At 74.7% G+C, this 26,177-nt stretch carries 25 protein-coding genes; 16 read left to right on the forward strand and 9 right to left on the reverse strand.

From position 1 onward, the window contains the following. The first annotated feature begins 16 nt into the window (after nucleotides 1-16). Both ABT015_RS17010 and ABT015_RS17015 read left to right on the forward strand, forming a co-directional pair. On the forward strand, nucleotides 17-685 hold the full coding sequence (locus ABT015_RS17010; protein WP_350879826.1) for an O-methyltransferase: 669 nt from the start codon (nucleotides 17-19) through the stop codon (nucleotides 683-685). Nucleotides 686-718: 33 nt separating this feature from the next. Further along, nucleotides 719-1,618, forward strand: a complete 900-nt coding sequence (locus ABT015_RS17015) for a Gfo/Idh/MocA family protein (RefSeq protein WP_350879827.1) — start codon at nucleotides 719-721, stop codon at nucleotides 1,616-1,618. A gap of 16 nt (nucleotides 1,619-1,634) precedes the next feature. Here ABT015_RS17015 and ABT015_RS17020 read toward each other — a convergent pair whose 3' ends face one another. Next, nucleotides 1,635-2,744, reverse strand: a complete 1,110-nt coding sequence (locus ABT015_RS17020) for a hypothetical protein (RefSeq protein WP_350879828.1) — start codon at nucleotides 2,742-2,744, stop codon at nucleotides 1,635-1,637. 294 nt (nucleotides 2,745-3,038) lie between these two features. Here ABT015_RS17020 and ABT015_RS17025 point away from each other — a divergent pair, with 294 nt between their 5' ends. The 5 genes from ABT015_RS17025 (at nucleotide 3,039) to ABT015_RS17045 (ending at nucleotide 8,839) form a co-directional block, all read left to right on the forward strand. After that, on the forward strand, nucleotides 3,039-3,857 hold the full coding sequence (locus ABT015_RS17025; RefSeq protein WP_350879829.1) for an SDR family NAD(P)-dependent oxidoreductase: 819 nt from the start codon (nucleotides 3,039-3,041) through the stop codon (nucleotides 3,855-3,857). A 111-nt stretch (nucleotides 3,858-3,968) separates the two neighbouring features. Further along, nucleotides 3,969-4,871, forward strand: a complete 903-nt coding sequence (locus ABT015_RS17030; RefSeq protein ID WP_350879830.1) for an ABC transporter substrate-binding protein — start codon at nucleotides 3,969-3,971, stop codon at nucleotides 4,869-4,871. 213 nt (nucleotides 4,872-5,084) lie between these two features. After that, entirely contained in the window at nucleotides 5,085-6,149 is a 1,065-nt protein-coding gene (locus ABT015_RS17035) for a phosphotransferase family protein (protein WP_350879831.1), read from the forward strand. A 3-nt stretch (nucleotides 6,150-6,152) separates the two neighbouring features. Then, nucleotides 6,153-7,364, forward strand: coding sequence for an acyl-CoA dehydrogenase family protein (locus ABT015_RS17040; protein WP_350879832.1), 1,212 nt, complete (start codon nucleotides 6,153-6,155; stop codon nucleotides 7,362-7,364). Nucleotides 7,365-7,549: 185 nt separating this feature from the next. Beyond that, nucleotides 7,550-8,839 (forward strand): alpha/beta hydrolase family protein, encoded by a 1,290-nt coding sequence (locus ABT015_RS17045; RefSeq protein ID WP_350879833.1) that lies wholly within the window; start codon nucleotides 7,550-7,552, stop codon nucleotides 8,837-8,839. Nucleotides 8,840-8,885: 46 nt separating this feature from the next. Here the strand turns inward: ABT015_RS17045 and ABT015_RS17050 are convergent, their stop codons facing one another. From ABT015_RS17050 to ABT015_RS17060, 3 genes are all read right to left on the reverse strand, one after another. Further along, complete coding sequence (locus ABT015_RS17050; RefSeq protein ID WP_350879834.1) at nucleotides 8,886-9,857, reverse strand: NADPH:quinone oxidoreductase family protein; 972 nt, start codon at nucleotides 9,855-9,857, stop codon at nucleotides 8,886-8,888. Beyond that, entirely contained in the window at nucleotides 9,854-10,612 is a 759-nt protein-coding gene (locus ABT015_RS17055; protein WP_350879866.1) for an SDR family oxidoreductase, read from the reverse strand. The genes ABT015_RS17050 and ABT015_RS17055 overlap by 4 nt, the downstream gene beginning before the upstream one ends. Nucleotides 10,613-10,692: 80 nt before the next feature. Continuing rightward, the gene (locus ABT015_RS17060; protein ID WP_350879835.1) at nucleotides 10,693-11,454 is read right to left on the reverse strand and encodes an SDR family oxidoreductase; all 762 of its coding nucleotides are present in this window, start codon (nucleotides 11,452-11,454) and stop codon (nucleotides 10,693-10,695) included. Between the two features lie 207 nt (nucleotides 11,455-11,661). Between ABT015_RS17060 and ABT015_RS17065 the strand changes: the two genes are divergently transcribed. From ABT015_RS17065 to ABT015_RS17080, 4 genes are all read left to right on the forward strand, one after another. Then, complete coding sequence (locus tag ABT015_RS17065; RefSeq protein ID WP_350879836.1) at nucleotides 11,662-12,291, forward strand: TetR/AcrR family transcriptional regulator; 630 nt, start codon at nucleotides 11,662-11,664, stop codon at nucleotides 12,289-12,291. A 396-nt stretch (nucleotides 12,292-12,687) separates the two neighbouring features. After that, on the forward strand, nucleotides 12,688-13,266 hold the full coding sequence (locus ABT015_RS17070) for a GNAT family N-acetyltransferase (protein WP_350879837.1): 579 nt from the start codon (nucleotides 12,688-12,690) through the stop codon (nucleotides 13,264-13,266). Between the two features lie 199 nt (nucleotides 13,267-13,465). Further along, nucleotides 13,466-15,193, forward strand: coding sequence for a glycosyltransferase family 2 protein (locus ABT015_RS17075; RefSeq protein ID WP_350879838.1), 1,728 nt, complete (start codon nucleotides 13,466-13,468; stop codon nucleotides 15,191-15,193). A 212-nt stretch (nucleotides 15,194-15,405) separates the two neighbouring features. Continuing rightward, nucleotides 15,406-17,553 carry an acyltransferase family protein gene (locus ABT015_RS17080; protein WP_350879839.1) on the forward strand — a complete coding sequence of 716 codons (2,148 nt, stop codon included), beginning with the start codon at nucleotides 15,406-15,408 and terminating at the stop codon, nucleotides 17,551-17,553. A 94-nt stretch (nucleotides 17,554-17,647) separates the two neighbouring features. On the opposite strand, the gene ABT015_RS17085 is transcribed toward ABT015_RS17080, so the two are convergent. Continuing rightward, nucleotides 17,648-18,271 (reverse strand): hypothetical protein, encoded by a 624-nt coding sequence (locus ABT015_RS17085; RefSeq protein WP_350879840.1) that lies wholly within the window; start codon nucleotides 18,269-18,271, stop codon nucleotides 17,648-17,650. 142 nt (nucleotides 18,272-18,413) lie between these two features. Here ABT015_RS17085 and ABT015_RS17090 point away from each other — a divergent pair, with 142 nt between their 5' ends. From ABT015_RS17090 to ABT015_RS17100, 3 genes are read left to right on the forward strand one after another with little or no spacing between them, the layout of a single operon-like run. Beyond that, on the forward strand, nucleotides 18,414-18,644 hold the full coding sequence (locus ABT015_RS17090; protein WP_063350865.1) for a hypothetical protein: 231 nt from the start codon (nucleotides 18,414-18,416) through the stop codon (nucleotides 18,642-18,644). A 25-nt stretch (nucleotides 18,645-18,669) separates the two neighbouring features. Further along, nucleotides 18,670-19,176, forward strand: a complete 507-nt coding sequence (locus ABT015_RS17095) for a hypothetical protein (RefSeq protein WP_350879841.1) — start codon at nucleotides 18,670-18,672, stop codon at nucleotides 19,174-19,176. A gap of 32 nt (nucleotides 19,177-19,208) precedes the next feature. Next, entirely contained in the window at nucleotides 19,209-19,805 is a 597-nt protein-coding gene (locus ABT015_RS17100; protein ID WP_350879842.1) for a class I SAM-dependent methyltransferase, read from the forward strand. A 186-nt stretch (nucleotides 19,806-19,991) separates the two neighbouring features. On the opposite strand, the gene ABT015_RS17105 is transcribed toward ABT015_RS17100, so the two are convergent. The 3 genes from ABT015_RS17105 to ABT015_RS17115 form a co-directional block, all read right to left on the reverse strand. Next, complete coding sequence (locus tag ABT015_RS17105) at nucleotides 19,992-20,585, reverse strand: TetR/AcrR family transcriptional regulator (protein WP_350879843.1); 594 nt, start codon at nucleotides 20,583-20,585, stop codon at nucleotides 19,992-19,994. Between the two features lie 69 nt (nucleotides 20,586-20,654). After that, entirely contained in the window at nucleotides 20,655-21,293 is a 639-nt protein-coding gene (locus tag ABT015_RS17110; protein ID WP_350879844.1) for a histidine phosphatase family protein, read from the reverse strand. 104 nt (nucleotides 21,294-21,397) lie between these two features. Further along, nucleotides 21,398-22,333, reverse strand: coding sequence for an aldo/keto reductase (locus ABT015_RS17115; protein ID WP_350879845.1), 936 nt, complete (start codon nucleotides 22,331-22,333; stop codon nucleotides 21,398-21,400). 223 nt (nucleotides 22,334-22,556) lie between these two features. Between ABT015_RS17115 and ABT015_RS17120 the strand changes: the two genes are divergently transcribed. Together ABT015_RS17120 and ABT015_RS17125 are read left to right on the forward strand one after the other, a co-directional pair. Then, entirely contained in the window at nucleotides 22,557-23,279 is a 723-nt protein-coding gene (locus ABT015_RS17120) for a rhomboid family intramembrane serine protease (RefSeq protein WP_350879846.1), read from the forward strand. A 98-nt stretch (nucleotides 23,280-23,377) separates the two neighbouring features. Further along, nucleotides 23,378-24,346 (forward strand): D-2-hydroxyacid dehydrogenase family protein, encoded by a 969-nt coding sequence (locus tag ABT015_RS17125; RefSeq protein WP_350879847.1) that lies wholly within the window; start codon nucleotides 23,378-23,380, stop codon nucleotides 24,344-24,346. Between the two features lie 113 nt (nucleotides 24,347-24,459). On the opposite strand, the gene ABT015_RS17130 is transcribed toward ABT015_RS17125, so the two are convergent. Next, nucleotides 24,460-26,055: an L-lactate permease gene (locus ABT015_RS17130; protein ID WP_350879848.1), complete on the reverse strand. Its 1,596-nt coding sequence runs from the start codon at nucleotides 26,053-26,055 to the stop codon at nucleotides 24,460-24,462. Nucleotides 26,056-26,177: the final 122 nt, after the last annotated feature.

Consider the following 26,177-nt stretch of genomic DNA (forward strand, 5'->3'; position numbering starts at 1 on the left):
ACAACTGGAGGGCCCGATGACCCAGTCGACGTGGGATGCCGTGGACGCGTACTTCTCCGAGCAGCTGGTGGGGCACGACCCGGCGCTGGAGGCCGCGGCCGCCGCCGCGGACGCGGCCGGGCTGCCGAAGATCGCCGTCGCCCCCAACCAGGGCAAGCTGCTGCACCTGCTGGCGCTGACCCAGGGCGCGCGGCGGATCCTGGAGGTCGGCACGCTCGGCGGGTACAGCGCGATTTGGCTCGCCCGGGCGCTGCCCGCGGACGGCGCCCTGCTCACCCTGGAGATCGACCCGAAGCACGCCGAGGTCGCCCAGGGGAACATCGCGCGCGCAGGGCTGGAGAAGGTCGCCGAGGTGCGGCTCGGCCGGGCCGCCGACTCGCTGGCCGCGCTGGTCGAGCAGGGCGTGGAGCCCTTCGACCTGGTCTTCATCGACGCGGACAAGCCCAGCAACCCCGAGTACTTCCGGCGGGCGCTCCAGCTGACCAGGCCGGGCTCGCTGATCATCGTCGACAACGTGGTGCGCGGCGGCGCCATCGCCGACGCGGACAGCACCGACCCGTCGGTGGTCGGCACCCGGGCCCTGCACGACCTGATCGCCGCCGAGCCGGGGGTCACCGCGACGTCGGTGCAGACGGTCGGCAGCAAGGGCTACGACGGCTTCACGCTGGCCCGCGTGCAGAGCTGAATTTTTCCAGTACCACGGAGGAACGGAGACATCGTGCGGATCGGACTGCTGGGCGCCGGCCCCTGGGCGGAGCGGGTGCACGCACCCGTCCTCGCCGAGCACCCCGGGCTGGAGTTCACCGGCGTCTGGGCCCGCCGGCCGGAGGCGGCCACGGCCCTCGGCGGGGCGTACGGCGTCCCCGGTTACGCGGACCTCGACCAGCTGCTCGCCGAGGTGGACGCGGTCTCGATCGCGCTGCCGCCGACCGTGCAGGCGGGCCTCGCGGTACGGGCCGCCGAGGCCGGCTGCCACCTGCTGCTGGACAAGCCGGTCGCGCTGACCGTGCCGGACGCGCGGGCCGTGGCCGAGGCCGTCCGGGCCCACGAGGTCGCCTCCGTGGTCTTCTTCACCGTCCGCTTCGGCGGGGAGCAGATCCCGTGGATCGAGCAGCAGGCGGGCCTGGGCGGCTGGTTCACCGGCCGCTCGGACTGGCTCGGCTCGGTGTTCGCCCCCGGCAGCACCAGCCCGTACGCGGCCTCGCCGTGGCGCAAGGAGAAGGGCGCGCTGTGGGACGTCGGCCCGCACGCGCTGTCGGTGCTGCTGCCGGTGCTCGGCGACGCGACGCAGGTCACGGCGGTGGCCGGCCCACTGGACACCGTCCACCTGGTGCTGCGGCACGCCGACGGCGCCTCCAGCACGCTGGCACTGAGCCTGACCGCGCCGGTCGGCGCCGGCGGCGCCGGCCTGGAACTGCGCGGCGAGCACGGCATCGCCCACCTGCCCGAGCGCGGCGAGGGCCCGGCCGCCGCCCTGCACCGCGCCCTGGACGCCCTCCAAGCCTCGGCCGCCACCGGCCAACCACACCCCTGCGACGCCGACTTCGGCCTGCGCGTGGTCGAAATCCTCGCCGGCGCCGACCACTCCCTGGCCACGGGCGCACCGGTGGCGGTCTGACGCCCGCCGGCGCAGGTCAGACCGGCGGCAGGGTGGTGCCGGTCGGGCCCGGGCGGCGGTCGGTGGGGCGGGCCGGGGGGATGACGGGGGCGTGGAAGTCGCGCGGGCCGGTCCACAGGGCGGGGACAGCGTCGCCGCGGCGGGCGAGTTCGTAGGCCAGCGCCTCGTAGTTGACGCGCCAGCCGTGGAAGTGCTGCCAGGCCTCGTCGACCGGGCGCTCGCGGGGGAATCCGGCGGACGTGATCATGGCGACGGCGCCGATGTACTCGGTGTAGGTCAGGCGGATCGGGACGTCCGGGTCAGGGTCCGGGTCGAAGTCGATCCGTACGGAGCGGCCGATGTCGCGCAGCGCGGTGAAGCCCGCGCGCAGCACCAGGCGGGCCTCGGGCGGGGCCGAGCGCGGGCAGAGCGCCAGATGGAGGGCGGCCGCGTCGAGCACCGCGATCAGGCCGACCACCCAGCTGCGGTTGGGCTGCGGGGAGCGGAAGGACAGCAGCACCGGGTAGTTGGAGTGGCTCTCGCCGATGTCGGCGGCGAGCCGCTCCCAGTCCCGGTAGAGCTGGGGGAGGGCGGTCTCGGTGTCGACGAGGGACTGCCGGGCCAGCAGTTCCGGGCCCCAGGCGGGCTCGCCGGCCCGGGACTGGAGGAGGGTCACCTCGGTCTCCCGCCGCTGGTAGGCGGCGTAGAGGGTGGGCAGGTAGGCGATTTGGAGGGCGATCACCAGCGGCCCGCTGGCGGCGGCCATGAAGTCGATGGCCGAGAGTTGCAGGCGCTCGCCGCTGGCGTAGCCGAGGGTGAAGAGGCTGGATCCGGCCTCCCGGATGGCCACCGACCAGCTGAGCTCGGACGTGCCGTGCAGCAACAGGGTGTAGGCGAGCAGCATGCCGCTGAGCCACACCCCGAGCATGCCGAGCAGGATCAGCGGCGCCAGCCAGGTCAGCGCCCGGTCCTGCGCGTAGTAGCTGCGGAACGGCGTCGCGTAGAGCCGGAGCACGGTTCGCAGCACCCGCCAGAGCCGGCTGACCAGCGCCGAGTACAGCCCGCGCGGGACGACCAGCGTGCGCAGGATGCTGCCGACGATGAGCAGGAGCAGCAGCGCGCCGGCCAGGGTGTGGATCATCCTCATGGCGCCATTCTGTCGGGCGCGCGGGGCGGGTGCGGCGCGGGGCGCCGCGCCACGGGACGACAGCCGGTGCCGCGACCGCACGGGTGCACCGGCACGGCGAGGCGACGGGGGAGCCCGGTTCGTCGCCGCGCCCGGCCGGACGTGTGCGGAGTCCTCGGACGGCTTCGCGCGCCCGCGCCCGCCGTCGCCGCCGGGGTTACGGTGGTCAGCAGGGGACGGGACACCGGAATGGGCCTTGTCCGACACCAGGCACCACGGTGATCGGAGGGAGCGCGACGGGGGCTAGGAGACGCGATGGGTGACCAGGACGTCGAGCACGAGATCCACCACGACGACGCCGTACTTCACCGTCCTGTGACCGGGTCGGCAGGCAGGGTCGCCCTGGTGACAGGGGCCAGCAGCGGAATCGGTGCGGTCACGGCCCGCCTGCTGGCCGCACGGGGCATGCGCGTGGTGGTCAACTACCTGCACAGCGCCGCGGCGGCCGAGGAGGTCGTGGCCGGCATCGAGGCCGCAGGCGGTCAGGCCATGGCCGTACAGGCCGACGTGCGTGAGCCGGCGGCGGTCGAGCACCTGGTCGAGCAGGTCCGGGCGGCGTGGGGCGGCGTCGACGTGCTCGTGCACAACGCGCTCACCCCGTACGTGATCAAACCGTTCCAGGACATCACGTGGGAAGAACTGGGCGCCAAGCTCGACGACGAGTTGCGGGCGGCCTTCACGGTCACCAGAGCCGTCCTGCCCGCCATGACCGAACAGCGCTGGGGGCGCATCGTCTATCTCGGTACCGGCCTCAGCCGCCGCCCCCGGGAGGGCATGATCGCGCTGGGCACGGCCAAGGCCGCACTGACGCAGTTCGCCCGGTACCTCGCCCAGGAACTGGGCCCGCTGGGCATCACGGTCAACGTCGTCGAGCCCGGCCCGGTGGACGACACCCGCATGGCGGCCCACGCGTTCGACGAGGAGCACCGGCAGCGGCAGGTGGCGGCCACCCCCCTGGGCCGCCTGGCACGCCCGGACGACGTCGCCCGGGCGGTCGCCTTCTACACCGGCGAGGACAGCGCCTTCATGACCGGCACCACGGCCGCGGTGAACGGCGGGATGTCCATGGACTGATGCCCCGCCGCCCCGCGTCGCGGGTCCCGGGACCCGGGACCCGGGACCCGGGCGGCGAGGCGGCGGGCACGCGCGGGGCCCCGGTGGCGACACGACCAAGGGAGAACGTTCATGCACACGATCGATCTCGCCTACGTCGGGCGGGGTTTGCACGAGGAACTGACCGCCTACGTCGCCGACCAGCAGGGCTACTACGCCGACGAGGGCGTCCACGTCGCGCTGCACGACGGCTGCTCCTGGAGCGAGGAGCGGCTGCGCCGCGTCGCCACCATCGGGCTCGGCCGGGCCCTGCTGTCCCGGCTGACCGGCGCCACCCCCTGGGTCGCGCTCAACGTCAACACCCACCGCCCGCTGTTCTGGTTCCTCGCCCGCCCCGGCCTGACCTCCCGCCCCGGCCCGGCCTCCCTGGCCGACCTGGCCGGCCGACGGCTGGCGGTGCACGCCCCCCACACCGCACCCGGATGCTTCACCCGGATCGTGCTGCGCCGGGCCGGCCTCGACCCGGACCGCGACCTCCACGCCGTCGTCCGCCCACCCGGCGACTACGGCATGGACCTGCGCCGGCTGCGCGACGGCAGGATCGACGCCGCCGTGGTCGGCAGCACCATGGCACCGGAGGCGATCGCCGCCGAGTACGGCTGGCAGGTGCTGGCCTGGATGGGCGACCACTTCCAGATCCCCACCGTGGGCGTGGCCGTCGACCCCACCCACCTCCACCCGGACGACCCCGCGGTCCAGGCCGTCGTACGGGCCCACCGCCGCGCCCTGCAAGTGATCCACGACGAACCCGACACCACGGTGCGCTACATCCAGGCGTTCCTGGGCCGACACACCGCAGAAGAGGCCCGAGCCCACTACGAGACGTTCATCGCACCGTACTTCACCACCGACGGCCAAGCCGACCTCGCCGTCGGCACCACCGCGATCATGGCCGTCGCCGCCGAACTCGGCGTCCCCGCCACCGTGATGGCAGCAGAGTTCTACCGCACCGGAACCGCCGCACCCGTCGACTGAACGCCACCGCTCGGCCGGGGATCCGACATGTGGTGCGGGAGGACCTGCCGCCGGCGAGTTCGGCGACATTTGATCCAGGACCTCACCGACGAGCCCCCGGACCGCGCGGTCCGGGGGCTCGTCGCGTGCGGGTGGGCATTGACAGTAGGCGACGTCCCGCTGAATGCTAAGCAAGCGCTTAGTCAATGATGCCGCACCCCGAGGAGCCGCCCGATGCCCGAGAGCCCCGCCGACCCGCCCGGGCTGGACCTCGCCCTCCTCCGCGCCCACCTGGACCGCGAGCTGCCCGGGCTCGTCCAGGGCCCGCTGCGGGCCGACCTCATCGAGGGGGGCCGCTCCAACCTCACGTACGTCCTCACCGACGGCACCGGCCGCTGGGTCCTCCGTCGCCCTCCGCTCGGGCACGTCCTCGCCACCGCCCACGACATGGGCCGCGAGTACCGCGTCATGACCGCCCTGCGCGACACCGAAGTGCCCGTCCCTCGTACCCTCCTCCTCGACCCCGGTGCGGACGTGCTCGGTGCGCCCTGGTATCTGATGGAGTTCGTTCCCGGCATCTCCCACCGGGACGTCGCCCCGCTCGCCGCCCTCGGCGAGCAGCGGGTGCGCGCCCTCGGGCTGCGGCTGGTCGACACCCTCGCCGCCCTGCACCGGATCGATCCGTCGGCCGTCGGCCTCGCGGACTTCGGCCGGCCCGACGGCTATCTGGAGCGCCAGCTGCGCCGCTGGTCCACCCAACTGGCCGGCTCCCGCAACCGCGACCTGCCCGAGGTGGAGCGGCTGCACGCCCTGCTCGCCGCGCGGCGGCCCGTCTCCCCGGCGCCCGCCCTGGTGCACGGCGACTACCGGCTGGACAACGTGCTGGTCGGCGACAGCGACAGCGACGGCGAGGGCGACAGCGACGGCGAGGGCGACGCGATCACCGCCGTGCTGGACTGGGAGATGTCCACCCTCGGCGACCCGCTCACCGACGTCGGCCTGCTGGTGATGTACACCGAGGTCGCCGGGGTCGGCGGCGGCATCATCCCCTCCGCCGCGACCGCCCCCGGCTTCCCGAAACCCGACGAACTCGCCGCGTACTACGCCGAGTCGACAGGTCGACAGGCCGGGGACCTGGGCTGGTACGTGGCCTTCGCCTCCTTCAAGCTCGCCGTCGTCGCCGAGGGCATCCACTACCGCTACCAGCAGGGCCGCACCCTCGGCGCGGGCTTCGAGCGGGCCGGCGAGATGGCCCCGATCCTCGCCCGGCACGGCCTGAGCACCCTCAAGGAGCACTGACCGATGGACTTCGCCTACGACGCCCGCACCAACGAACTCCGCGCGCAGCTGCTGGCCTTCATGGACGAGCACGTGTATCCGGCGGAGGCGGCCCTCGCGCAGCAGCTCGCCGACCCGGCCCGCGAGGCCTGGAGCATCCCGCCCGTGGTCGCCGAACTCCAGGCCGAGGCGCGCAAGCAGGGCCTGTGGAACCTGTTCATCCCCGGTGAGCACGGTGCGGGCCTGACCAACCTCCAGTACGCCCCGCTCGCCGAGATCACCGGCCGCAGCCCGCACCTGGCCCCGCCCGCGCTCAACTGCGCGGCCCCCGACACCGGCAACATGGAACTGCTCGCCCAGTTCGGCACCGCCGAGCAGCGCGAGCGCTGGCTGCGCCCGCTGCTGGACGCCGGGATCCGCTCCGCCTTCGCGATGACCGAGCCCGAGGTCGCCTCCTCGGACGCCACCAACATCGCCACCCGGATCGAGCGCGACGGTGACGAGTACGTCGTCAACGGCCGCAAGTGGTACATCACCGGGGCGATGAACCCGCAGTGCCGGATCCTCATCGTGATGGGCAAGACCGACCCGGGGGCCGAACCGCACCGCCAGCAGAGCATGGTGCTCGTCCCGCGCGACACCCCCGGCGTCACCGTCAGGCGCGGCATGACGGTCTTCGGCTACGACGACGCGGACCACGGCGGCCACGCCGAGGTGCTGTTCGAGGACGTCCGCGTCCCGGTCGGGAACCTGATCGGGGAGGAGGGCGCGGGCTTCGCCATCGCGCAGGCCCGGCTCGGACCCGGCCGGATCCACCACTGCATGCGCGCGATCGGCATCGCCGAGCGCGCCCTGGAGCTGATGTGCCGCCGGGTGAACGGGCGGGTCGCCTTCGGCCGGCCGCTCGCCGAGCAGGGCGTGGTGCAGGACTGGATCGCCGAATCCCGGGTCAGGATCGAGCAGTTGCGGCTGCTGGTGCTCAAGACCGCCTGGCTGATGGACACCGTCGGCAACCGGGGCGCGCACACCGAGATCCAGGCGATCAAGATCGCCACCCCGCGCACCGTCGAGTGGATCCTCGACAAGGCCGTCCAGGCACACGGCGCGGCGGGCGTCAGCCAGGACACCCCGCTCGCCCAGCTCTGGGCCGGCAACCGCACCCTGCGGCTGGCCGACGGCCCGGACGAGGTGCACAAGCGCTCGCTGGCCCGGCGGGAGCTGCGGCGGCACCCGTAGGGGTGTCATACCGGAGTACTCAGGGGCAGGTTGGCCCCTGGGTATGACGGCCGCGGCCCGCCCCCGCCCGTACTGTCCTGATCAGCAGGCCGGCAGGTCAGCAGGCCAACGGGCCGGCAGGCCGGCAGGTCAGCAGGCCAACGGGCCGGCAGGCCGGCAGGTCAACGGGGACGAGGAGAGACATCATGGGCGGGCGGGGACGGGCCGCGGCGGCGGTACTACTGGCGGCGACGGCGGTGCTCGGAGCGGTCGGCGCACCCGGGGCGGTGGCGGCAGCACCGGCGCCGGGCGCGGACGGCGGCGGCGAGCGGCAGGCCCGGGCCTGGCTGCCGGAGCCCACCGGGCCGTACCCGATCGGCACCACCACGCTGCACCTGACCGACACCGGGCGGCAGGACCCCTGGAAGCCCGGGCAGCGCCGCGAGCTGATGATCAGCCTCTGGTACCCGACCGCCCGCCCGGCCACCGGCGCCGACCGCGCCCGGTACATGGCGCCCGCCGCCGGCGAGCACTTCGGCACCGAGGGCAGCATCGGCCAGGCGAACTACGGCGCCACGCCCGGCCGTACCGACTGGGCGGGCATCCGCACCCACGCCCGGCCGGACGCCCCCGCCCTGCCCGGCGGCCCGCGCCCGGTGGTGCTGTACTCGGCCGGCCTCGGCGACCCGCGCACCTGGGGCACCGGGCTGGTCGAGGACCTGGCCTCGCGCGGCTACGTCGTGGTCACGCTGGACCACACCTACGAGGCCTCCGAAGTCGCCTTCCCCGACGGGGAGCTGGCCACCTCCGTGTTCCCCGCGCTGGTCGGACAGCCCGGCCTGGACATCGGCGCGGTGCTGCGCAAATCGATGCGGACCAGGGTCGACGACACCCGCTTCGTCCTGGACGAACTCGGCGGCCTGCGCCTGGACCCGCGGCTGCCGGCCGGTCTCGCCGCCTCGCTGGACCTCGACCGGATCGGCATGGTCGGCCACTCGGCGGGCGGCTTCACCGCCCTCCAGACCATGCACGACGACCCGCGCATCGCGGCCGGCGTCAACCTGGACGGCCAACTGCACTTCCCCGGGCCGGACGGCCACACCGGGGTGTACCTGCCCAGCGTCGCCCAGGACGGCCTGGACCGTCCGTTCCTGCTGATGGGCACCCGCAACGAGGACTCCGGGGACTACCACCACCAGCCCGGCTGGGACGCCCTCTGGCAGCATAGCACCGGCTGGCACGCCGACGTCACGCTGAACGGCTCCCGGCACGGCTCCTACACCGACGCGCAGTCCCTGCTGCCCCAGCTCGCCCGGCAGGGCGCGATCCCCCCGGAGCGGCTGAGCGAGGACGTCGGCGACATCCGCCCCGACCGGGCGGTGCTCGCCACCCGCTCCTACGTCGCGTCCTTCCTCGACCGCTGGCTGCGCGGGCACGACGACCACCTGCTGGACGGGCCGTCGGCGCGCTTCCCGGAGATGGAGTACGCGCGGTAGGGCAACATCCGCCGACCATCGCACCGCGCTCCCGTGGAGCCTGCCGTCAGTCCCCGAGGACGGCGATCCGGCCGGTGCTGCGGCCGTCGGCGACGAGCTGGACGGCGTCGGCGGCCCCGGCGAGCGGCACCCGGGCGCTCACCAGCGGGCGGACCGCGCCCCGGTCGGCGAGCCGGGTCAGTTCGTCGTGGGCGGCGCGGACGGCCTGCGGGTCATGGGTGTGGTAGAGGCCCCAGTGCAGGCCGAGGACGGCGTAGTTCTTCACCAGCGCGTGATTGAGCGCCGGCGCCGGGATCCGGCCGGAGGCGAAGCCGACCACCACGATCCGGCCCTCGAAGGCGACGCACTTGGTGGAGCCGGTGTAGGCGTCCCCGCCGACCGGGTCGAAGACCACGTCCGCGCCGCGCCCGCCGGTGAACTCCTTGACGGCGGCGACGAAGTCCCCGGCCGTCCGGTCCACCACCAGGTCGGCGCCGAGCGCCCGGGCCGCCCGCGCCTTGCCGGGGCCGCCGACCACGGCGACCACCCGGGCCCCGGCGGCCCGGCCCAGTTGGACCGCCGCGCTGCCCACGCCGCCCGCCGCCGCGTGCACCAGCAGCGTCTCGCCGGCCGCCAGCCGGGCCCGGCGGTGCAGGGCGAACCACGCGGTCTGGTAGCCGATGTGCAGCGCGGCCGCCTCGGCGTCGTCCAGCGCCCCGGGCGCGGGGAAGGCGGCGGCCGCGTCCAGCAGCGCGTACTCGGCGAAGGCGCCGTGCGGCAGCACCGGGTTGCCGATCAGCCGCTCGCTCCGCCGCGCGCCGTCCGCCACCTCGCCGCACAGCTCCACGCCGGGCGTGAACGGCAGCGGTGGGCGGACCTGGTACTGGCCGCGCACCATCAGCGCGTCCGGGAAGTTGACCGCCGCGGCCCGCACCCGAACCAGCAGCTGCCCCGGCCCGGCCACCGGCCGCGGCACCTCCTCGGCCAGCCGCATCACCTCGCCCGGCTCGCCGAGCCGCTCCACCTGCCAGGCCCTCACAGCGCCTCGCTCCTCTCCAGCCCCTGCTGGAGCCGGTTCATCCCGTTGATCCAGCGGTCCGGTTCGGTGGCCCGGACCCGGTAGTACTCGGCGACCTCGGGGTGCGGCAGGATCAGGAAGCGGCCCTCGCGCAGCCCGGCCAGCGCCGCTTCGGCGACGTCCTCCGGAGCCAGCGCGGTGGGTGCGAGCAGTGCCTCGCCGACCGCGCCGGTCGAGGCGAGCATGTCGGTGCGCACGCCCTGCGGGCAGAGCGCGTGCACCCGGACGCCGCGGTGGCGGTACGTCGCGGAGAGCCACTCGGCGAAGGCGAGCGCGCCGTGCTTCGTGACCGCGTACGGGGCCGAGCCCAACATGGTGAGCAGCCCGGCGGCGGAGACCGTGGCGAGGAAGCGGCCGCCGCCGCGCTCCAGCCAGCGGGGGAGCAGCAGGTCGGCGGCCCGGACGTGGGCGAGGACGTTGACCTCCCAGGCGCTCGCCCAGGCCGCGGCGGGCGCGTCGGCCCCGCCGACCGGGGCGACGCCCGCGTTGGCGCACCACACGTCGATCTCGCCGAGCGCGGCCCGGGCCTGCCCGACCAGGGCGGCCAGCCCCTCGGGGGAGGCGGCGTCCCCGGGGGCGGCGGTGCCGCCGCAGTCCCCGGCGACGGCGCGGGCGGCGTCGGCGTCGAGGTCGTTGACCACGACCCGGGCGCCGGCCGCGGCGAAGGCCCGGGCCAGGGCGGCGCCGATGCCGCGCCCGCCGCCGGTCACCACCACGCCCTGGCCGGCGAAGTCCGTCGTCGGGGCCTCCTGGTTCGCTGTCGCTGTCGCCGGTGCGTCCGTGTCCGCCGCGCCGCTCACAGGCCGCCGCCGCCGAGGGTGACGCCGCCGTCGACGACCAGGGTCTGGCCGGTGATCCAGGCGGCGTCCGCGGAGAGCAGGAAGGCGACCGCGCCCGCGACGTCCTCGGGCACGCCGAGCCGGCCGAGCGGGTAGGCGGCGGCAACCTGCTCCTCCCGGCCCTCGTACAGGGCCTCGGCGAACCTGGTCTTGACCACGGCGGGGGCGACGGCGTTGACCCGGATGCCCTGGCCGCCCAGCTCGGCGGCGAGTTCGGTGGTGAGCCGGATCAGCGCGGCCTTGCTGACCCCGTACATGCCGATCCCGAGCGAGGAGCGGATGCCCGCGACGGAGGCCACGTTGACCACCGAGCCGCCGTGCTCGCCCATCCAGGCGGCGTGCGCGCGGCGGGTCCAGGCCAGCGGGGCCAGCACGTTGACGGCGAGGATCTTGGCGGCGGCGGCCTCGCCGGTGTCGAGGACCGGGCCGTAGAGGGGGTTGATGCCGGTGTTGTTGACCAGGTGGTCGAGCCGGCCGAAGGCCTCCAGGGTGCGGGCGACGGCCTCTTCCTGGTGGGCCGGGTCGTCGGTCTTGCCGGCGACGGCGATGGCGTTCTCCGGCCCGCCCAGGTCGTGGACGGCCTCGGCGAGCGGCTCGGGGGTGCGGGCGGTCAGGCAGACCTTGGCGCCGCGGGCGACCAGCTCGCGTGCGATGCCGAGGCCGATGCCCCGGCTCGATCCGGTGACGACGGCCACCCGGCCCTTGAAGGAGTACGCCACGGAGGGTCCTGCCTTTCGCACGGAACGTTCGACGGGGGTGCCGGGTGGGCGGAGGCGCCGGTTCGGCGGGTGTGCCCGGTCGGCGGGTGTGCCGGTCCACCGGCTGACTAAGCGCTTGCTCAGCATGGTGTCGGTGCGGGAGCCTGTCAACAGTCCGTCGACCGGCCGGCGGGAATGTGTGTGCGAGTTCTCTGGGAGGATGGCGCCATGACCAGCACGCCCATCGCCGACCTCTGGCGCACCCTGCCCGGCGGCGCCGACTCCCGCCCCGAGGCGGCGTACCGGCTGCTCCAGGCGGCCGTCGAATCCTTCGCGGAGCGCGGTTTCCACGCCACCACCACCCGGGACATCGCCACCGCCGCCGGGATGAGCCCGGCGGCGCTGTACATCCACTACCAGTCCAAGGCCGCGCTGCTGGCCGAGATCAGCCAGGCCGGGCACGCGGCCACGCTGGAGCTGGTCCGGGCGGCGGCGTCCGGCGAGGGCGGACCGGTGGACCGGATGCGCCGGCTGGTCGAGGAGTTCACCGCCTGGCACGCCCGGGCCCGTACGGTCGGCCGGGTGGTCAACTACGAGCTGCACGCGCTGCCCGAGGACGCCTACGCGGTGGTCGCGGCGCTGCGGCTGGACATCGAGCGCGAGGTCAGCGCGCTGATCGAGGCGGGCGTGACGGCCGGCGCCTTCCAGGTGTCCGAAGTCCGGACGGCGGCCCGTGCGGTCACCTCGCTGGGCATCGACGTCTCCCGCTGGTTCACCGACCGCTCCACCGAGACGCCGGACGAACTCGGCCGCCGCTACGGCGAGTTGGTGCTGCGGATGCTCGGCGCCCGGATCTGATCCGCCGGGCCGGCCGGCCGGTCCCCGACCTTCCGGACGTCCTCGGCCGGCGGCGGGCAGGGTGACGACTCGGCTGCCATGTGCTCCGAGGAGGGCCGATGGCGCGTCGACCGGCGATGTTCCCGCCCCGCCGGCCGAGACCTGGGCCTCCTGGGCCTCCTGGGCGGGACGCGGAGCGCAGGCCGCGGCGGCGGAGCCGTGTCCGGGGTGGACGGCGGCCGGGCCCGCGCCCCCCGCAGGCCGGGCCTGTGGGGGCTGTCACCGCAGGTCCCGGGTCGCGGGGCCGGTTCGCGGGCTGTGGCACGATGCCCGCAGGCCGGTCACCAGGGACGGCCCGCGCCACGCCGCAGGCACGAGCGGCGGGCGGTTCCACCGCACGCAGAATGAGGACCCGCCATGTCCGAGACCATCCCCAGCCACGCCCGGCCCACCGGGCAGCCCGCCTTCCGCCCCGCCACCCTCGCCGACGTACCGGCGCTGGTCGAGCTGGTCGAGTCCGCCTACCGCGGTGACGCCAGCCGGGCCGGCTGGACCACCGAGGCGGACCTGCTGGAGGGCCAGCGCACCGACGCCGACGGCGTCGCCGAGGTCATCGGCCGCTCCGACGGGGTGCTGCTGGTCGCCGAGCGGGACGGCCGGCTGGTCGCCTGCTGCCAGCTGGAGCACCGCGGGGACCGTGCGTACTTCGGCATGTTCTCGGTGCGCCCCGGGCTCCAGGGCGGCGGCCTCGGCCGGGCCGTGCTCGCCGAGGCCGAGCGGCTGGCCGGCGAGGAGTGGGGCGTGGGCGAGTTGGAGATGACCGTGATCGAGCAGCGCGCCGACCTGATCGCGTGGTACGAGCGGCGCGGCTTCCGCCGGACCGGGGTCTTCACCCCGTTCCCTTACGGCGACGAGCGTTTCGGCGTCCCGCTCCGTCCTGACCTGCGGTTCGAGAAGCTGACGAAGGGGCTGAAGGGGTCGCTGGGGGAGGCCTGACCGGCGGGGCGCGGGCCGGCCGTGCTCGGGGGCGAATCCATGATCGCTTGACGGTCCGTCGGTACGTGATGGCATGTCAAGTCACTGACCAGGGGCGATGCGGAGATGTCATACCTCGTTCATGATTGGTCTAGGCCAATGTGAGAGGCTGAGGGCGAACGGTCACGTTCCGTCCCATGCCCAGGGGGGCCACTTCCGCATGCCCGTACTCCATGGCACCGCCATGCCCGCGCCCGACGCCGGCCCACGCCGGATGCCCGCGGACCCCGACCTCCGCCTGCCCAGCCCGCCCGACGACGAGGAGCTCTACTGGTACTTCGGCCCGCAGCGCCGCTGGGTGCTGCTCTGCGCCACCCTCTCCTACGCGGGAGCCACCGCCACCCTCGGCCTGTTTGCCCTCAGCCGGCCGCTGCTCTGGCCCTTCCTGGTGCTCACCGTGCTCAACGCGGCCACCTGGCTGCTCTCGCTCACCGACGGCCAGCGGGCCCGCCGCTACACCCGCGACTCGCACGACCTGCTGATGCGCGCCTGGCAGCCCGCCCGCCACCCGAGCGTCGACCTGCTGCTGCCGACCGCCGGCGAGCCGCTGGCCGTCCTGGAGAACGCCTACCGCCACACCGTCGCCGTCCAGTGGGCCGGGGCGCTGACCGTCATCGTCCTCGACGACGCCGCCCGCCCCGAGGTGCGCGAACTCGCCGAGTCCTACGGCTTCCAGTACCGGGCCCGCCCCGACCGCGGCCGGTTCAAGAAGGCCGGTAACCTCAACCACGGCCTGGCCGAGGGCAACGGCGAGATCGTCGCCGTCCTGGACGCCGACTTCTGCCCCCGCCCCGACTTCCTGCACCACCTGGTGCCCTACCTCGACAACCCCGAGGTCGGCATCGTGCAGAGCCCGCAGTGCTTCGACACGGACGCCGACATGTCCTGGCTCGAACGCGCCGCGGGAGCCACCCAGGAGATCTTCTACCGCTGGATCCAGCCCTCCCGGGACGCACAGGACGGCACCGTCTGCTGCGGCACCAACGCCCTCTACCGGCGCGCCGCACTCATGCGCGTCGGCGGCTTCGCCGAGATCGACCACAGCGAGGACCTCTACACCGGCCTCTCGCTCGCCCGCGCCGGGTGGACCACCCGGTACGTGCCCGCCCTGGTCGCCAAGGGCATGTCGCCCACCGGCCTGCCCGCCTTCATCAGCCAGCAGTACCGTTGGTGCCTCGGCTCCCTGGCACTCGTCCGCGACCCGGACTTCCGCCGCGGACCGCTCCCTCGCTCCGCCCGGCTCTGCTTCTGGAACGGCATCCTCGGCTACGTCACCAGCGCGGTGAACGTCTTCGCCGTCCCGCTGCCCGCCCTGATCATGCTGTTCTTCGCCCCCGGTGAGATCCAGCCGTGGCAGGTCCTGCCGTTCCTGCCGCCGATCTGGGTCTCGCTCGTCCTGCTGCCCGCGATGTCCCGCACCCGCTGGCGCTTCGAGGTCACCCGGGTCCAACTCCTCGGCGGGCTCTGCCACGTGGTCGCCATCGCGCACGCGCTGCGCCGCCGCAGTGCCGACTGGGTGCCCACCGGTGCCGTGTCGGGCGGCAGTTCACTGGCCAAGGCGGTCGCCCGGATCGGCGTCGGCTGGCTGGGGTTCGTCGTTCTCGCGGGCATCGCCGGACTCGTGCGCGCGGCCGTGCTGTACGGCTGGCAGCCCTTCTGGGCGCTCACCGCGCTGCTCGCGCTCACCGCGTACACCATGATCCCGCTGATCCGGTCCCTGTGGCCGCTCCTGCGCGGTGGCAACGGGGCCGCCGTCGGAGAGGTCGCCGCGCCCGTGCGGCGCCGGTCCGACCTGGGATTCGGCCACGCGGAGGCCGTCGCCGTCACCGCCGTGCTGCTGCTCTGCGGGCTGCTGGCCTCCGGCTGGGCCGATCCGCTGATCTTCTGACGCTCAATCAGTTTCGCTCCATCGATGCCGCTCCACCGATGCCGCTCCATCAACTCCTGACGTCAAAGTCGATGTCTGACGACCCATCAACTTCGTTCGGATCCACCGCGTTTCCCAGTGCGTCGCCCCACCGGCGCGGATGCGCCGCCCGGCCGCCCCATCGGCCCGGCGGTCCCGACCACCCGCTGCCTGCCCCTGCGAGGAGCACCGCCGTGTCAACGGCCGTACCACCACCGTCGTCGTCCCCTTCCTCCCCTGCCGCCACCGCCTCGGCCGAACTGCTGCCCGGCGTCGTCCGAATGGACCGGCAGGCCGCGCCCGAGCGGCGCCCCTCCGCAGAAGCCGTCGCACCGCCGCAGGCCCAGCGGCGCACCGGCTTCCGCCCCGACATCGAGGGACTGCGCGGCGTCGCCGTCCTCTCCGTCCTCGCCTACCACGCCGCCGTTCCCGGCTTCGCCGGCGGCTACGTCGGCGTCGACGTCTTCTTCGTGATCTCCGGCTTCCTCATCACCGGACTGCTGCTCGGCCGCCCGATCGGCCTGTGGGACTTCGCCGCCCGCCGCGCCCGCCGCATCCTGCCCGCCGCCGCCACCGTCCTGGTCGCCACTGCCGTCGCCGGCGGCGCGCTGCTCGACCCGCTGCGCGGCACCGACCTCGCCCGCGACCTGATCGCCTCCGCCGGACAGGTCGTCAACTGGCGCTTCGTCGGCCAGCAGACCGACTACCTGGCCGCCGAACACGCCCCGAGCCCGCTCCAGCACTTCTGGTCGCTCGGCGTGGAGAACCAGTTCTACCTGCTGTGGGGCGTTCTGCTGCTCGGCCTCGCCCGCTTCCTGCACGGCCGCCGCCGCACCGTCGCGATCACCCTGGCCATGACGGCCATCGGCGCGGTCTCGCTGCTGCTGTGCGTCCGGTGGACGGCGACCTCGGCGCCGCTCGCCTACTTCTCCACCGGCAGCCGGCTCTGGGAGTTCGCGGCCGGCGCCTGCGCGGCACTGCTGGGCGGCGCGCTGGCCGGCCGCACGCAGCGGCGCGGTACGGCCTGGTCGCTGCGACTGCTCGGCTGGGCCGGCGCCGCCGCCGTCCTCGCGTCGATCCTGCTCTACGACCGGAACACCCCCTTCCCCGGCACCGCCGCGCTGGTGCCCGTCCTCGGCGCCGCCGCCGTCCTGCTCGCCGGCCCCGCCCACCGCGCGCTCGGCGCCACCGACGCCGGACGCCTCCTCGACAACCGGCCGCTGCGCGCCGCCGGTCGCCTGTCGTACGCCTGGTACCTCTGGCACTGGCCGGTGCTGACCATCGCCCAGGCCCGCTACGGCGCCCTGCCCTGGACCGCCCTGGCCGCCCTCGCCGCAGCCAGCGCGCTGCCCGCCTGGCTCACCATGCGGCTCGTCGAACAGCCGCTGCGGTACGGCAGCAGCCCGGCGCCGCGCCGGGGCCTCGCGGTCGGCGCCAGCGCCCTTGTCATCCCGCTGATCGCCGCCCTCACCCTCGGCGGCGGCACGGTCCGCGCTCTCGGCGGCACCGCCGACACCCCCTCCGCCGCCCCGGCCGGGGCCCCGACCGGCCCCAGCCTGCTCGCCCCCGGCGCGCGGGTGCTCGGTCTGACCCCCTCGCTGGCCCGCGCCCGGGAGGACTTCCCGCCCGGCAAGGGCTGCGAGATCCCGCTGAACGCCGACAGCAGCCCGCGCTGCCTGTTCGGCGCCGAGGACAGCCCCGACCGGATCGTGCTGCTCGGCGACTCGCACGCCGGCCAGTGGATATCCTCCGCACTCGCGATGGCCGAGCAGCGGCACTGGGCCCTGGAGGTCCTGGTCAAGCCCGGTTGCCCGCTCGCCACCCTCACCGTGCGCAACAACGTCCTCGGCCGCACCTTCGAGGAGTGCGACCGCTGGCGCGAGAACACCCTCACCCGGCTCACCTCCGGGCCCCGGCCGCGCCTCGTCCTGATGGCCGGCCTCAACCGCTACGGCAGCCAGGAGGAACGCACCCAGGGCTGGACCCGCACCCTGGACCGGCTCGCCGCCGTCGGCGCCCCGCTGGCCTACCTCGGCGACACCCCGATGCCCGGCAAGGACATCCCGACCTGCCTCGCCGCCTCCGACGGCCGCTCGGACGCCTGCTTCTTCCCGCGCGACACCGCCTTCGAGCCGGACCCGATGCTCGACGGCGGCCTCGCCGCCCGCTACGGCGTCCGCACCCTCGACCTGGGCCCGCTGCTGTGCCCCGGCAGCGGACCGGACTGCCCGGCGGTGCTGGAGGGCGTGGTGCTGTACCGCGACACCGGCCACATCACCGACACCCTGGCCCGCGTCCTGGCGCCGCGCCTGGACAAGGGAATCCTGGAGGCGGCCGGGTAGCGCCGCTCCGCCGCCTGGGGCGCCCCGCCGGATCGGTCCGGCGGGGCGCCCTCGTCGTGCGGGTGCGGGTGCGGCGGCCGCCGCAGGCGTTTTCTCAGCCGTAGATGCTGTGGCAGAGGCGGGCCTGCTCCGAGCCCGCGGGCCAGCGGCCGACGCGTTCGGCCCGGTCGCAGATGCCGCCCGGGCCGAGGGTGGGCAGCGCAGCGCCGGGAGCCGGAGCCGCCGGGGTGGCACCCGCGGGGGTGGTGCCGTGGGCCGACGGGGAGGGGTGCGCGGTGCGGCCGGGCTTCGGGTGCGCGGTCGCCGCGTGCTGGGCGTCGGCCGGCTCGTCCTCGTCCGGCGCGGCCGCCGCCGTGGCCGTGGCCCGGGCCGGCCCGGCGCCCTGCGGCGTGGGCGGCGGGAGCGGGGACGGCGCGGGCCTGGTGGGGAGCGGGGAGAACGCGGGCGGGTCCGGCGCCGCCGGGTCGGACGCGGAGGGGGAGGCGTTCGGCAGGGCCACCACGTCCAACTCGTCTCCCGACCCCGGCCCGCACATCGCCAGGACGGCGGCGAGAACGGCGACGGTCCCGACGGTCGCGGCGGCCCACACCTTCCGCGACCGCCGCGACGCCGGTGCGGGCGGCCGAACGGGGGCCGGCGCGAACGCGGTGGGTACCGGGGGTGGCTGCCACGCGTCCTGCGGCCACTGCCACTGTCCTCCGGTGGGCTGCCCAGTCATCTTGTCGTCCTTCCAGCGCCGAACCCCCGCCGAATCCCCCGCCGTGCCTTTCCCGTGCTCAACGAGCGCGCCGACGCCGGGACATGACCCGGAAGAGGGGTCTAGAGGGGCGCCGATTGCCGCCGCGCCACATGCTGGGGGCATGGAGACGAACAGCACGTCCAAGCACCTGGTCGAGGTGGCGGACTTCCGGACCGACAGCCGCTACCGCCTGGTCCACTTCGAGGGCCACGGCTGGGAGCCGCTCGCCCCCGAGGAGTTCGAACCCCGGATCCACCAGCTCTTCCCGGACCTCGACCCGCGGGATCCGGTCCGCGTCCACTGGGCGGATCGCCCCTGGGAGTGGCCCCTCTGGCACCCCGGCGAGGCGTGAGCCGCGCTTTCGTTACGCTGTCCGGGTGAGCGTGGATCATTTCTGGCGCCGCCTGCCCGGCCAGCAGGTCGACACCTGCTCGCCGACGGAACTCGGCGAGCTCGTCCCCGACCGGCAGGACGTCCGCTACGACCAGCTGGCCTCTGCCGGGCTCCTCCTCGGCGTGCGGAGCACCGCCCGGCTGATGGAGCTCGCCCTCACCGAGAACGGCCTGCACCCCGACCCGGCCGCCCGCCTGCCCGTGTACGGCGGCGAGCGCCGCGAGCCCGACGCCGCGCAGACCGATCCGCTGGTGCTGAGCCCCGCGCAGGTCGCGGCCGCCTTCACCTTCCTGCGCGACTCGGCGCTCGGCGAACTCGTGCGCCAGCAGGACACCGTGCTGGCCCGGACGGTCGCGCGCCTCGGGTACCCGACGCCGTGGTCCGAGACCTGGGCGTCCCGGGTGGTCGCCGACCTGCGGGAGCTGCGGGACTTCTTCGCCGACGCGGCGGCGGCTGGTGACGCGGTGGTCGTCCGGGACCGGAAGGCCTGATCGGGGTGGGCGAGTCGGATAGGACGGAAGGCTTGAACGGGCTTTCGAGCACCGCCGGTTACGGCGAGGCGGCGGAGGAACTCGCCGTCCAGTACGAGAGCGTGACCTTCGCCGAGGTCCACGCGGACCTGCTGCAGAGCTACCCGCCCCCGCCCGCCGCCGTCCTCGACGTGGGCGCCGGCACCGGGCGGGACGCGGCCGCCCTCGCCGCCCTCGGCCATCCGGTGGTGGCCGTCGAGCCGACCGCCGAACTCCGTTCCGTCGCCGAGCGGTTGCACGCGGGCTCCGGCGTGCGCTGGGTCGCCGACGAGCTGCCCGAGCTGCCGCAGCTGAGCGCCGGCGCCGAACGCTTCGACCTCGTCCTGCTGACCGCCGTATGGATGCATCTCGCCCCCGCCGAGCGGCCGTTGGCGATGACCGCCCTCGGCCGGCTGCTCGCCCCGGGCGGGCGCCTCGCCCTGACCCTGCGCCACGGGCCCGTCCCGCCGGGCCGCCGGATGTTCGACGTCCCGCCCGAGGAGACCGTCGCGCTCGCCGCCGCCCGGGGCCTGCGACTGCTCCACCGCACCGAACGCGGCGACCTGCACGGCCGGTCCGGCGTCCGCTGGACGAGCCTGGCCTTCGGGTAGATCACTCTCCTGGCGTCTCCCGGCGTCCGGGCCGCGCTCGCGCGGTGCGGGGGTCAGTTCACGTCCATCAGCCGGTGGGCGAGGACGTCGGGCGTGAGGAAACCTCGGGCGCGGGAGATTCGGGCACAAGGAATCGGAAGGGGCGGAGCCGCGCGCAGGTCGGCGGCGGCTCCGCCCCGTGAAGCCCTACGCGGTGCGGGTGGCCGGCTTGGCGCCGAGCAGGTGGCGGACGGCGTGCAGCGCGTGGTCCAGCGGCTCGCGGCTGCGCCGGACCGAGGCGAGCAGGACCGCGCCCTCCAGCAGTGCCAGCGCCTGCCCGGCCGCCGTCGCGGCCTCGGCCGGCTGGAAGCCCTCGGCCTCCAGCCGGTCGGCCAGCACGCGCTGCCAGCTCTCGTACACCTCCGCGCAGACGGCGCGCAGCGGCTCGTTGGTGCCGGCGACCTCCAGGGCGACGGTCGCGATCGGGCAGCCCTTGGTGTAGTCGGAGCCTGCCAGTCGCTCGGCGAAGACCTCGGTGAGCCGCTCGGTGAGCGCTCCACTGTCGGCGCCCTCGGTGGCCAGTGCGGCGAGCAGGTCCTCGACCTCCTGCCCGGCCTGGACGAGGGAGGCGGCGACCAGTTGGTCCTTGCCCTCGGGGAAGTGGAAGTAGAGCGAGCCGCGCGGTGCGCCCGTCGCGGCCACGATCTGGTTGAGGCCGGTCCCGAAGTAGCCCTGTGCCTCGATCAGCGTCCGGGTGCCGGCGATCAGCCGGGCCCGGGTTTCCTCACCCTTGACTCCCATGCGGAAAACAATAGACCGGTCTGCATATTCCTGTCGACGGGCCTCGGCGCTGGTCGTCGACGCCGGGCCTCAGCAGCGGGCCTCGGGCGGGAAGCCCGTCCAGCACAGCTCGTCGGGCAGGTGGCGCATGTCGTTGTGGAGCAGCACGTAGGAGGGGCGGCCGGGCGTGTAGCGGATGACGGTCAGCGCCGCGTTGCAGGAGTTGAGGCCGAGCCAGCGCCAGGCAGGGGAGCCGAGGGCGTGCCGGACCAACCAGCCGATCAGGAACGCGTGGGTGACGACCAGTTCGTGCCGGTCCTCGCCGCCCGCCACCGGACCGGTGAACCGCTGGACGGCCCGGCGCGCCAGCTCCGGGCCGCGGGCGCGCTCCTCCGCCGTGGACTGCGCGAGGAAGCCCAGCAGGTAGTCGGCGCTGTCGGCGGGCAGTTCGGGCCGCTCCGGGACGTACGGCACGTAGTCGCCGGCCTCCTCGCAGGCCGCCGGGACCGCGCCGGCCGGCCGCCCGCCGCCCAACTGCTCGGCGATCAGCCGGGCGCTCTGCGCGGCCCGGGGCAGCGGCCCGTGGTGCACTGCGGCGATGGGACGATCCGCCAGCCGCCGTCCGAGCAGGACGGCCTGTCGGTGTCCGTCGGCCGTGAGCCCGCTGCCGTCCGGCGCGGCCTCGCCGTGGCGGGTCAGGTAGAGGTAGCGGGTGGCGGACTCGGCCATGCTCCGGGACTCCTTCGTTCGTGTCGGCGTGCGTGCTCTCGTGCTCGCCGGTGATCCTGAGCTCGTCCCGGAGCGACGCCGCCGCGGCCCCGCCCGGTTCCGGCTCAGCCCGCGTGCGCCTCCTGGAGCAGCGCCAGCTCCTCCGGGGAGAGGCGCAGCGCCCCGGCGGCGATGTTGTCCTCCAGGTGCGCCAGGTCGCCGGTGCCGGGGATGGCCAGGACGTGCGGGCCCTGGTGGAGCGTCCAGGCGAGGCGGACCTGGGCCGGGCCGACCCCGCGCGCCTGCGCCACCGCTCGGACCTGGGCCGGTTCGGCGGCGCCCGTGCCGGACTCCCGCCCGGCTCCGGCGATCGCGTAGAACGGGACGAAGGCGATGCCCTGCTCGCCGCAGAGCCGCAGCACGGCGTCCTGTTCGGGCGAGGCGCCGATGCCGTACGGGTTCTGCACGCACACGACGGGAGCGACGGCCTGTGCCTCGGCGAGCTGGTGCGGGTGGATGTTGGAGAGGCCGAGGTGGCGGATCAGCCCGGTCTGCCGCAACTCGGCGAGGGCGCCGAAGCGTTCGGCGACCGAGTCGGTGCCGCTGATCCGAAGGTTCACCAGGTCGAGGTGGTCGCGGCCGAGTTGGCGCAGGTTCTCCTCGACCTGGCCGCGCAGCCGCTCCGGGGTGCGGGCGTGCTCCACCCACTCGCCGTCGAGCCCACGGCCCGGGCCGACCTTGGTGGCGATCACCAGGTCGTCGGCGTACGGCGCGAGCGCCCGGTTGATCAGCTCGTTGGCGGAGCGCAGCGGGGAGAAGTAGAAGGCGGCGGTGTCGAGGTGGTTGACGCCCAGTTCGACGGCGCGCCGCAGCACCCGGACGGCCTGCTCGCGGTCGCGCGGCACGGCGTCGGGGACGAGCGCCCGGCCGGTCTGCGGCAGGCGCATCGTCCCGAAGCCGATCCGGTGGACGGTGCGGTCGCCGAGCGTCCAACTGCCGGAGGCGGCAGCGGTGACGGGGGCGGCGGCAGGGACGGAGACGGGGGTGGTGTCAGAGGCCATGCCGTCATGATCGCCACTGCACCGCCCCGACCGCCAGCGATTCGGGAATGGACGGATCCTCGCAGAATCCGCAGGGGCGGAGGTGACGGCGGAGCGGTCCGGACTGTGACAACCGTCATGCCGTTTCCATGATCACCCGCCCTGGTGGGGGCCCCGCCCGGCCGGAATGATGGGCGCGTCGACGGGCGGAAGCGTCCGAGGTCGGGTGAACGGGGGGTCGGCGATGTCGCCGCACGAGATCGGGTTGTACGCGAGCGCCGCCGTGGTGGTGAGCGTGGGACTGCGAGCGCTGGTGCTGGCCGGCGCCGCCGCCGGCCGGGTAGCAGGAGCTCCGGCGGGCGCCGGGCCGGGCGAGGTGCTCGCCGTGGTCCGGGCCGCCCTGGCGCGGCGGCCCCGGGCCACCCTCGCACTGTTCGCGCTGATGGCGGTGATGGCCGTGCTCCAGTACGCCGTGCCCACCCTGGTCGACGATCTGATGCGGCAGCCGGGAGCGCTGTCCGACGGGCAGTGGTGGCGGGCCGGGACGGCCCTGCTGGTGCAGTCCTCCGGGATCGCGCAGATCGCGATGAACCTGCCGGCCCTGCTCGTGGTCGGCGCCGTCGCCGAGTCGGTCCTCGGCTGGTGGCGGACCCTGGCCGTCTTCCTCGCCAGTGGCGTCCTGGCCCACGTGGTGAGCCTGGCGGGCTGGTCGCCGCGCGGCGGCGGCGACTCCGTGGCCGTCTGCGGCCTGCTCGGCGCCCTGGCCGTCATCTGCCTGCTGCGTGGGAGCGCCCTGGGCCTCACCTTCAAGGGCACCTGGTACCTGCTGCTCATCCCCGCGGCCGGTCTGTTCCTGTGCGTGCTGCGGAACAACCACGGCGCCGGGCTGGTGGCGGGCTGCCTGCTCGGTCTGGCGCTCGCCACCGGGACGAGGGCCAGGCCGACCGGCCGGCCCGCCGTGGCGTGACCGGGGGCCGGTCCGCCCCCGGGGCCGATCCCGCAGGCCCGCGGCTCGGACCGGGCCTGGCGCGCCGGGCGCCGATCGGCGTCTGGGAGAGTGCGGGCATGACACTTCGGACCCTTCGCTGCGCCGTCCTCGACGACTTCCAGGGCGTCGCCACCAGCATCGTCGACTGGTCCCCGGTCTCCGACCGGGTGGCGGTGACCGCCTTCTCCGAGCACTTCGGGTCGGAGGACGAACTCGCCGCCGCGCTGGCCGACTTCGACTTCGTCGTGACCCTGCGCGAGCGGGTGCCGTTCCCGGCCTCGCTGTTCGCCCGGCTGCCGAGGCTCAGGCTGCTGGTCGCCTCGGGCATGCGGAACTCGGTGATCGACCACGCGGCCGCCGAGGCGCACGGCGTGACGGTCTGTGGGACGGCCAGCTCCTCCACCCCGCCGGTCGAACTCACCTGGGCGCTGCTGCTCGGCCTGGCCCGCGGCATCGTGCCGGAGAGCACGGCGCTGCGCGAGGGCGGCCCCTGGCAGAGCACCGTCGGCGCCGACCTGCACGGGCGGGTGCTCGGCTTGTTGGGCCTGGGGAAGATCGGCGGCCTGGTCGCCCGGGTCGGACTGGCCTTCGGCATGGACGTGCTGGCCTGGAGCCAGAACCTCACGGACGGGCGGGCCGCCGAGGTCGGCGTGGGCCGGGCCGCGGACAAGGAGGAGCTGTTGCGCGGCGCCGACTTCGTCTCGATCCACCTCGCCCTGGGCGAGCGCACCCGGGGACTGCTCGGCGAGGCCGAACTCGCGTTGATGAAGCCCGGGGCGTACCTGGTGAACACCTCCCGGGCGGCGATCGTCGACCAGGACGCGCTGCTGGCCGCGCTCACCGGGGGCCGGATCGCGGGCGCCGCCGTGGACGTCTTCGACGTCGAGCCGCTGCCCGCCGACCACCCGCTGCGCACCGCGCCCAGGCTGCTGGCCACCCCGCATCTGGGGTACGTGTCGCGCGACAACTACCGCCGCTACTACGGCGAGGCGGTCGAGGACATCGCGGCCTACCTCGCCGGCGAGCCGATCCGCCGCCTGGGCTGACCCGCGGACTGGGCTGACCCGCCGCCTGGGCCGACGCCGGTCCGTCGTACAGGGCCGATCCGCCGAGCGGGGCCGCCGCGCCGAACGGGCCGACCGGCGCGGCGGCCACTCGTTCACGGCACCATCCAGCCGAGGACCGGGGTGGACTGGAGCCAGGCGAGGAGGCAGAGGACGGCCAGGACGGCCAGGCTCCAGCCGATGATCTTGCGCAGGACCTCCCCCTCCCGCCCGTACGTCCCGACCGCGCTCGCGGCGATGACCAGGTTCTGCATCGCGACGGCCTTGCCCTGGACGCCGCCGGTGCTGGTGGTCGCGGCGGCCAGGAGGGGCGAGAGCCCGATGTGCTGGGCGGCGGAGACCTGCATCGCGCCGAAGAGCGCGTTGGAGGAGGTGTCGGATCCGGTGAGGGCCACGCCGAACCAGCCGGTGAAGCCGGAGAACAGGGCGAAGGCACCGCCGAGGCCCGCCAGCCAGGTGCCGATGGAGACGGCCATTCCGGAGAGGTTCATCAGGTAGGAGAGGGCGAGGACGCAGGCGATGGTCAGGGCCGCCCAGCGGATCTGGTGCAGCGCGTCCAGGTAGCAGCGCAGTGCCCGCCGTACCGGCACCCGCAGGATGAGCGCGGTCAGGACGCCGGTGGCGAGGAGCAGGGTCCCGGCCGCGCCGAGCCAGCCGAAGTCGAAGGTGGTGACCGCCACGGGTCGGCCGCTCGCGCTGGTCACGTGGAGGCCGGGCCAGGGGAAGGAGACGTCCTGGTCCTTCACGAAGCGGGCGAGGGGCCCGCCGTAGGACACCAGGGTGAACAGCGCCGTGATGATCGCGTACGGGAGGAAGGCCAGTACGGTGTCCCGCCGGGGGACGCGCGTCGCGCGGGGTTCCGCTCCGGCGGCGTGGCCGTGTCGCCGCGCCCGGACCTTGAGCAGCACGATGACCGAGGCGAGCGAGGTGAGTGAGGCCACCAGGTCGGTGAGCTGGTAGGTGAGGTAGTTCGAGCAGAGGAACTGGCCGACGGCGAAGCCGGTTCCGGCGGCCAGGGCCACCGGCCACACCTCCCGGAGCCCTCGGCGTCCGTCGAGGAGGAGCAGCAGGACGAACGGCACCAGGGCCGCGATGACGGCGGACTGGCGGCCGACCATGGCGCCGAGGTCGGCGCCGGGGAGGGAGGTGACCTTGGCCAGGGTCTGGATCGGGTTGCCCACCGAGCCGAAGGCCGCCGGTGCCGTGTTGGCGAAGGCCGCGACGGCGGCGGCCTTCAGGGGCTCCAGCCCCAGGCCGAGCAGGATGAGCGAGGTGACCGCGATGGGGGTGCCGAATCCCGAGAGGGACTCGATCATCGACCCGAAGCAGAAGGCGATGAGCACGGCCTGGATCCGGACGTCGCCGGAGAGGGACGAGAAGGTCCTTCCGATGACGTCGAAGTGGCCGGAGGCGCGTTGGAGGCGGTTGATCCACACCGCGCCGAGGATGATCCACACGATCGGGAACAGCCCGAAGGCGGCTCCCTCCAGTGCGCCGTCGGCGGCCTGGCCGAGCGGCATGCCGTAGCCGGCGGTGGCGATCAGGAAGGCGGTGGCGAGCCCGGCGAGGGCGGCCCAGTGCGACTTCAGGCGTACCAGGCCGAGCAGGGCCAGGAGGACGAGGAGGGGGGTCGCCGCGAGCAGGGCGGCGAGAGCGGGGTGTCCGAGCGGGTCGGGGACTTGGCGATACACGGGTGGGTCTCGCTTTCTCCAGTCGGCGATGACCGCGACGGCGAGAACGCTCGATCCACCCGAGTACGGACGATCGGCGCACGCACGTTTTCGCATCATGGAACCCGAGTTCCATCAGGCGC

The sequence above is a fragment of the Kitasatospora sp. NPDC094016 genome, assembly GCF_040304045.1.
In the GTDB taxonomy this organism is placed as follows: domain Bacteria; phylum Actinomycetota; class Actinomycetes; order Streptomycetales; family Streptomycetaceae; genus Kitasatospora.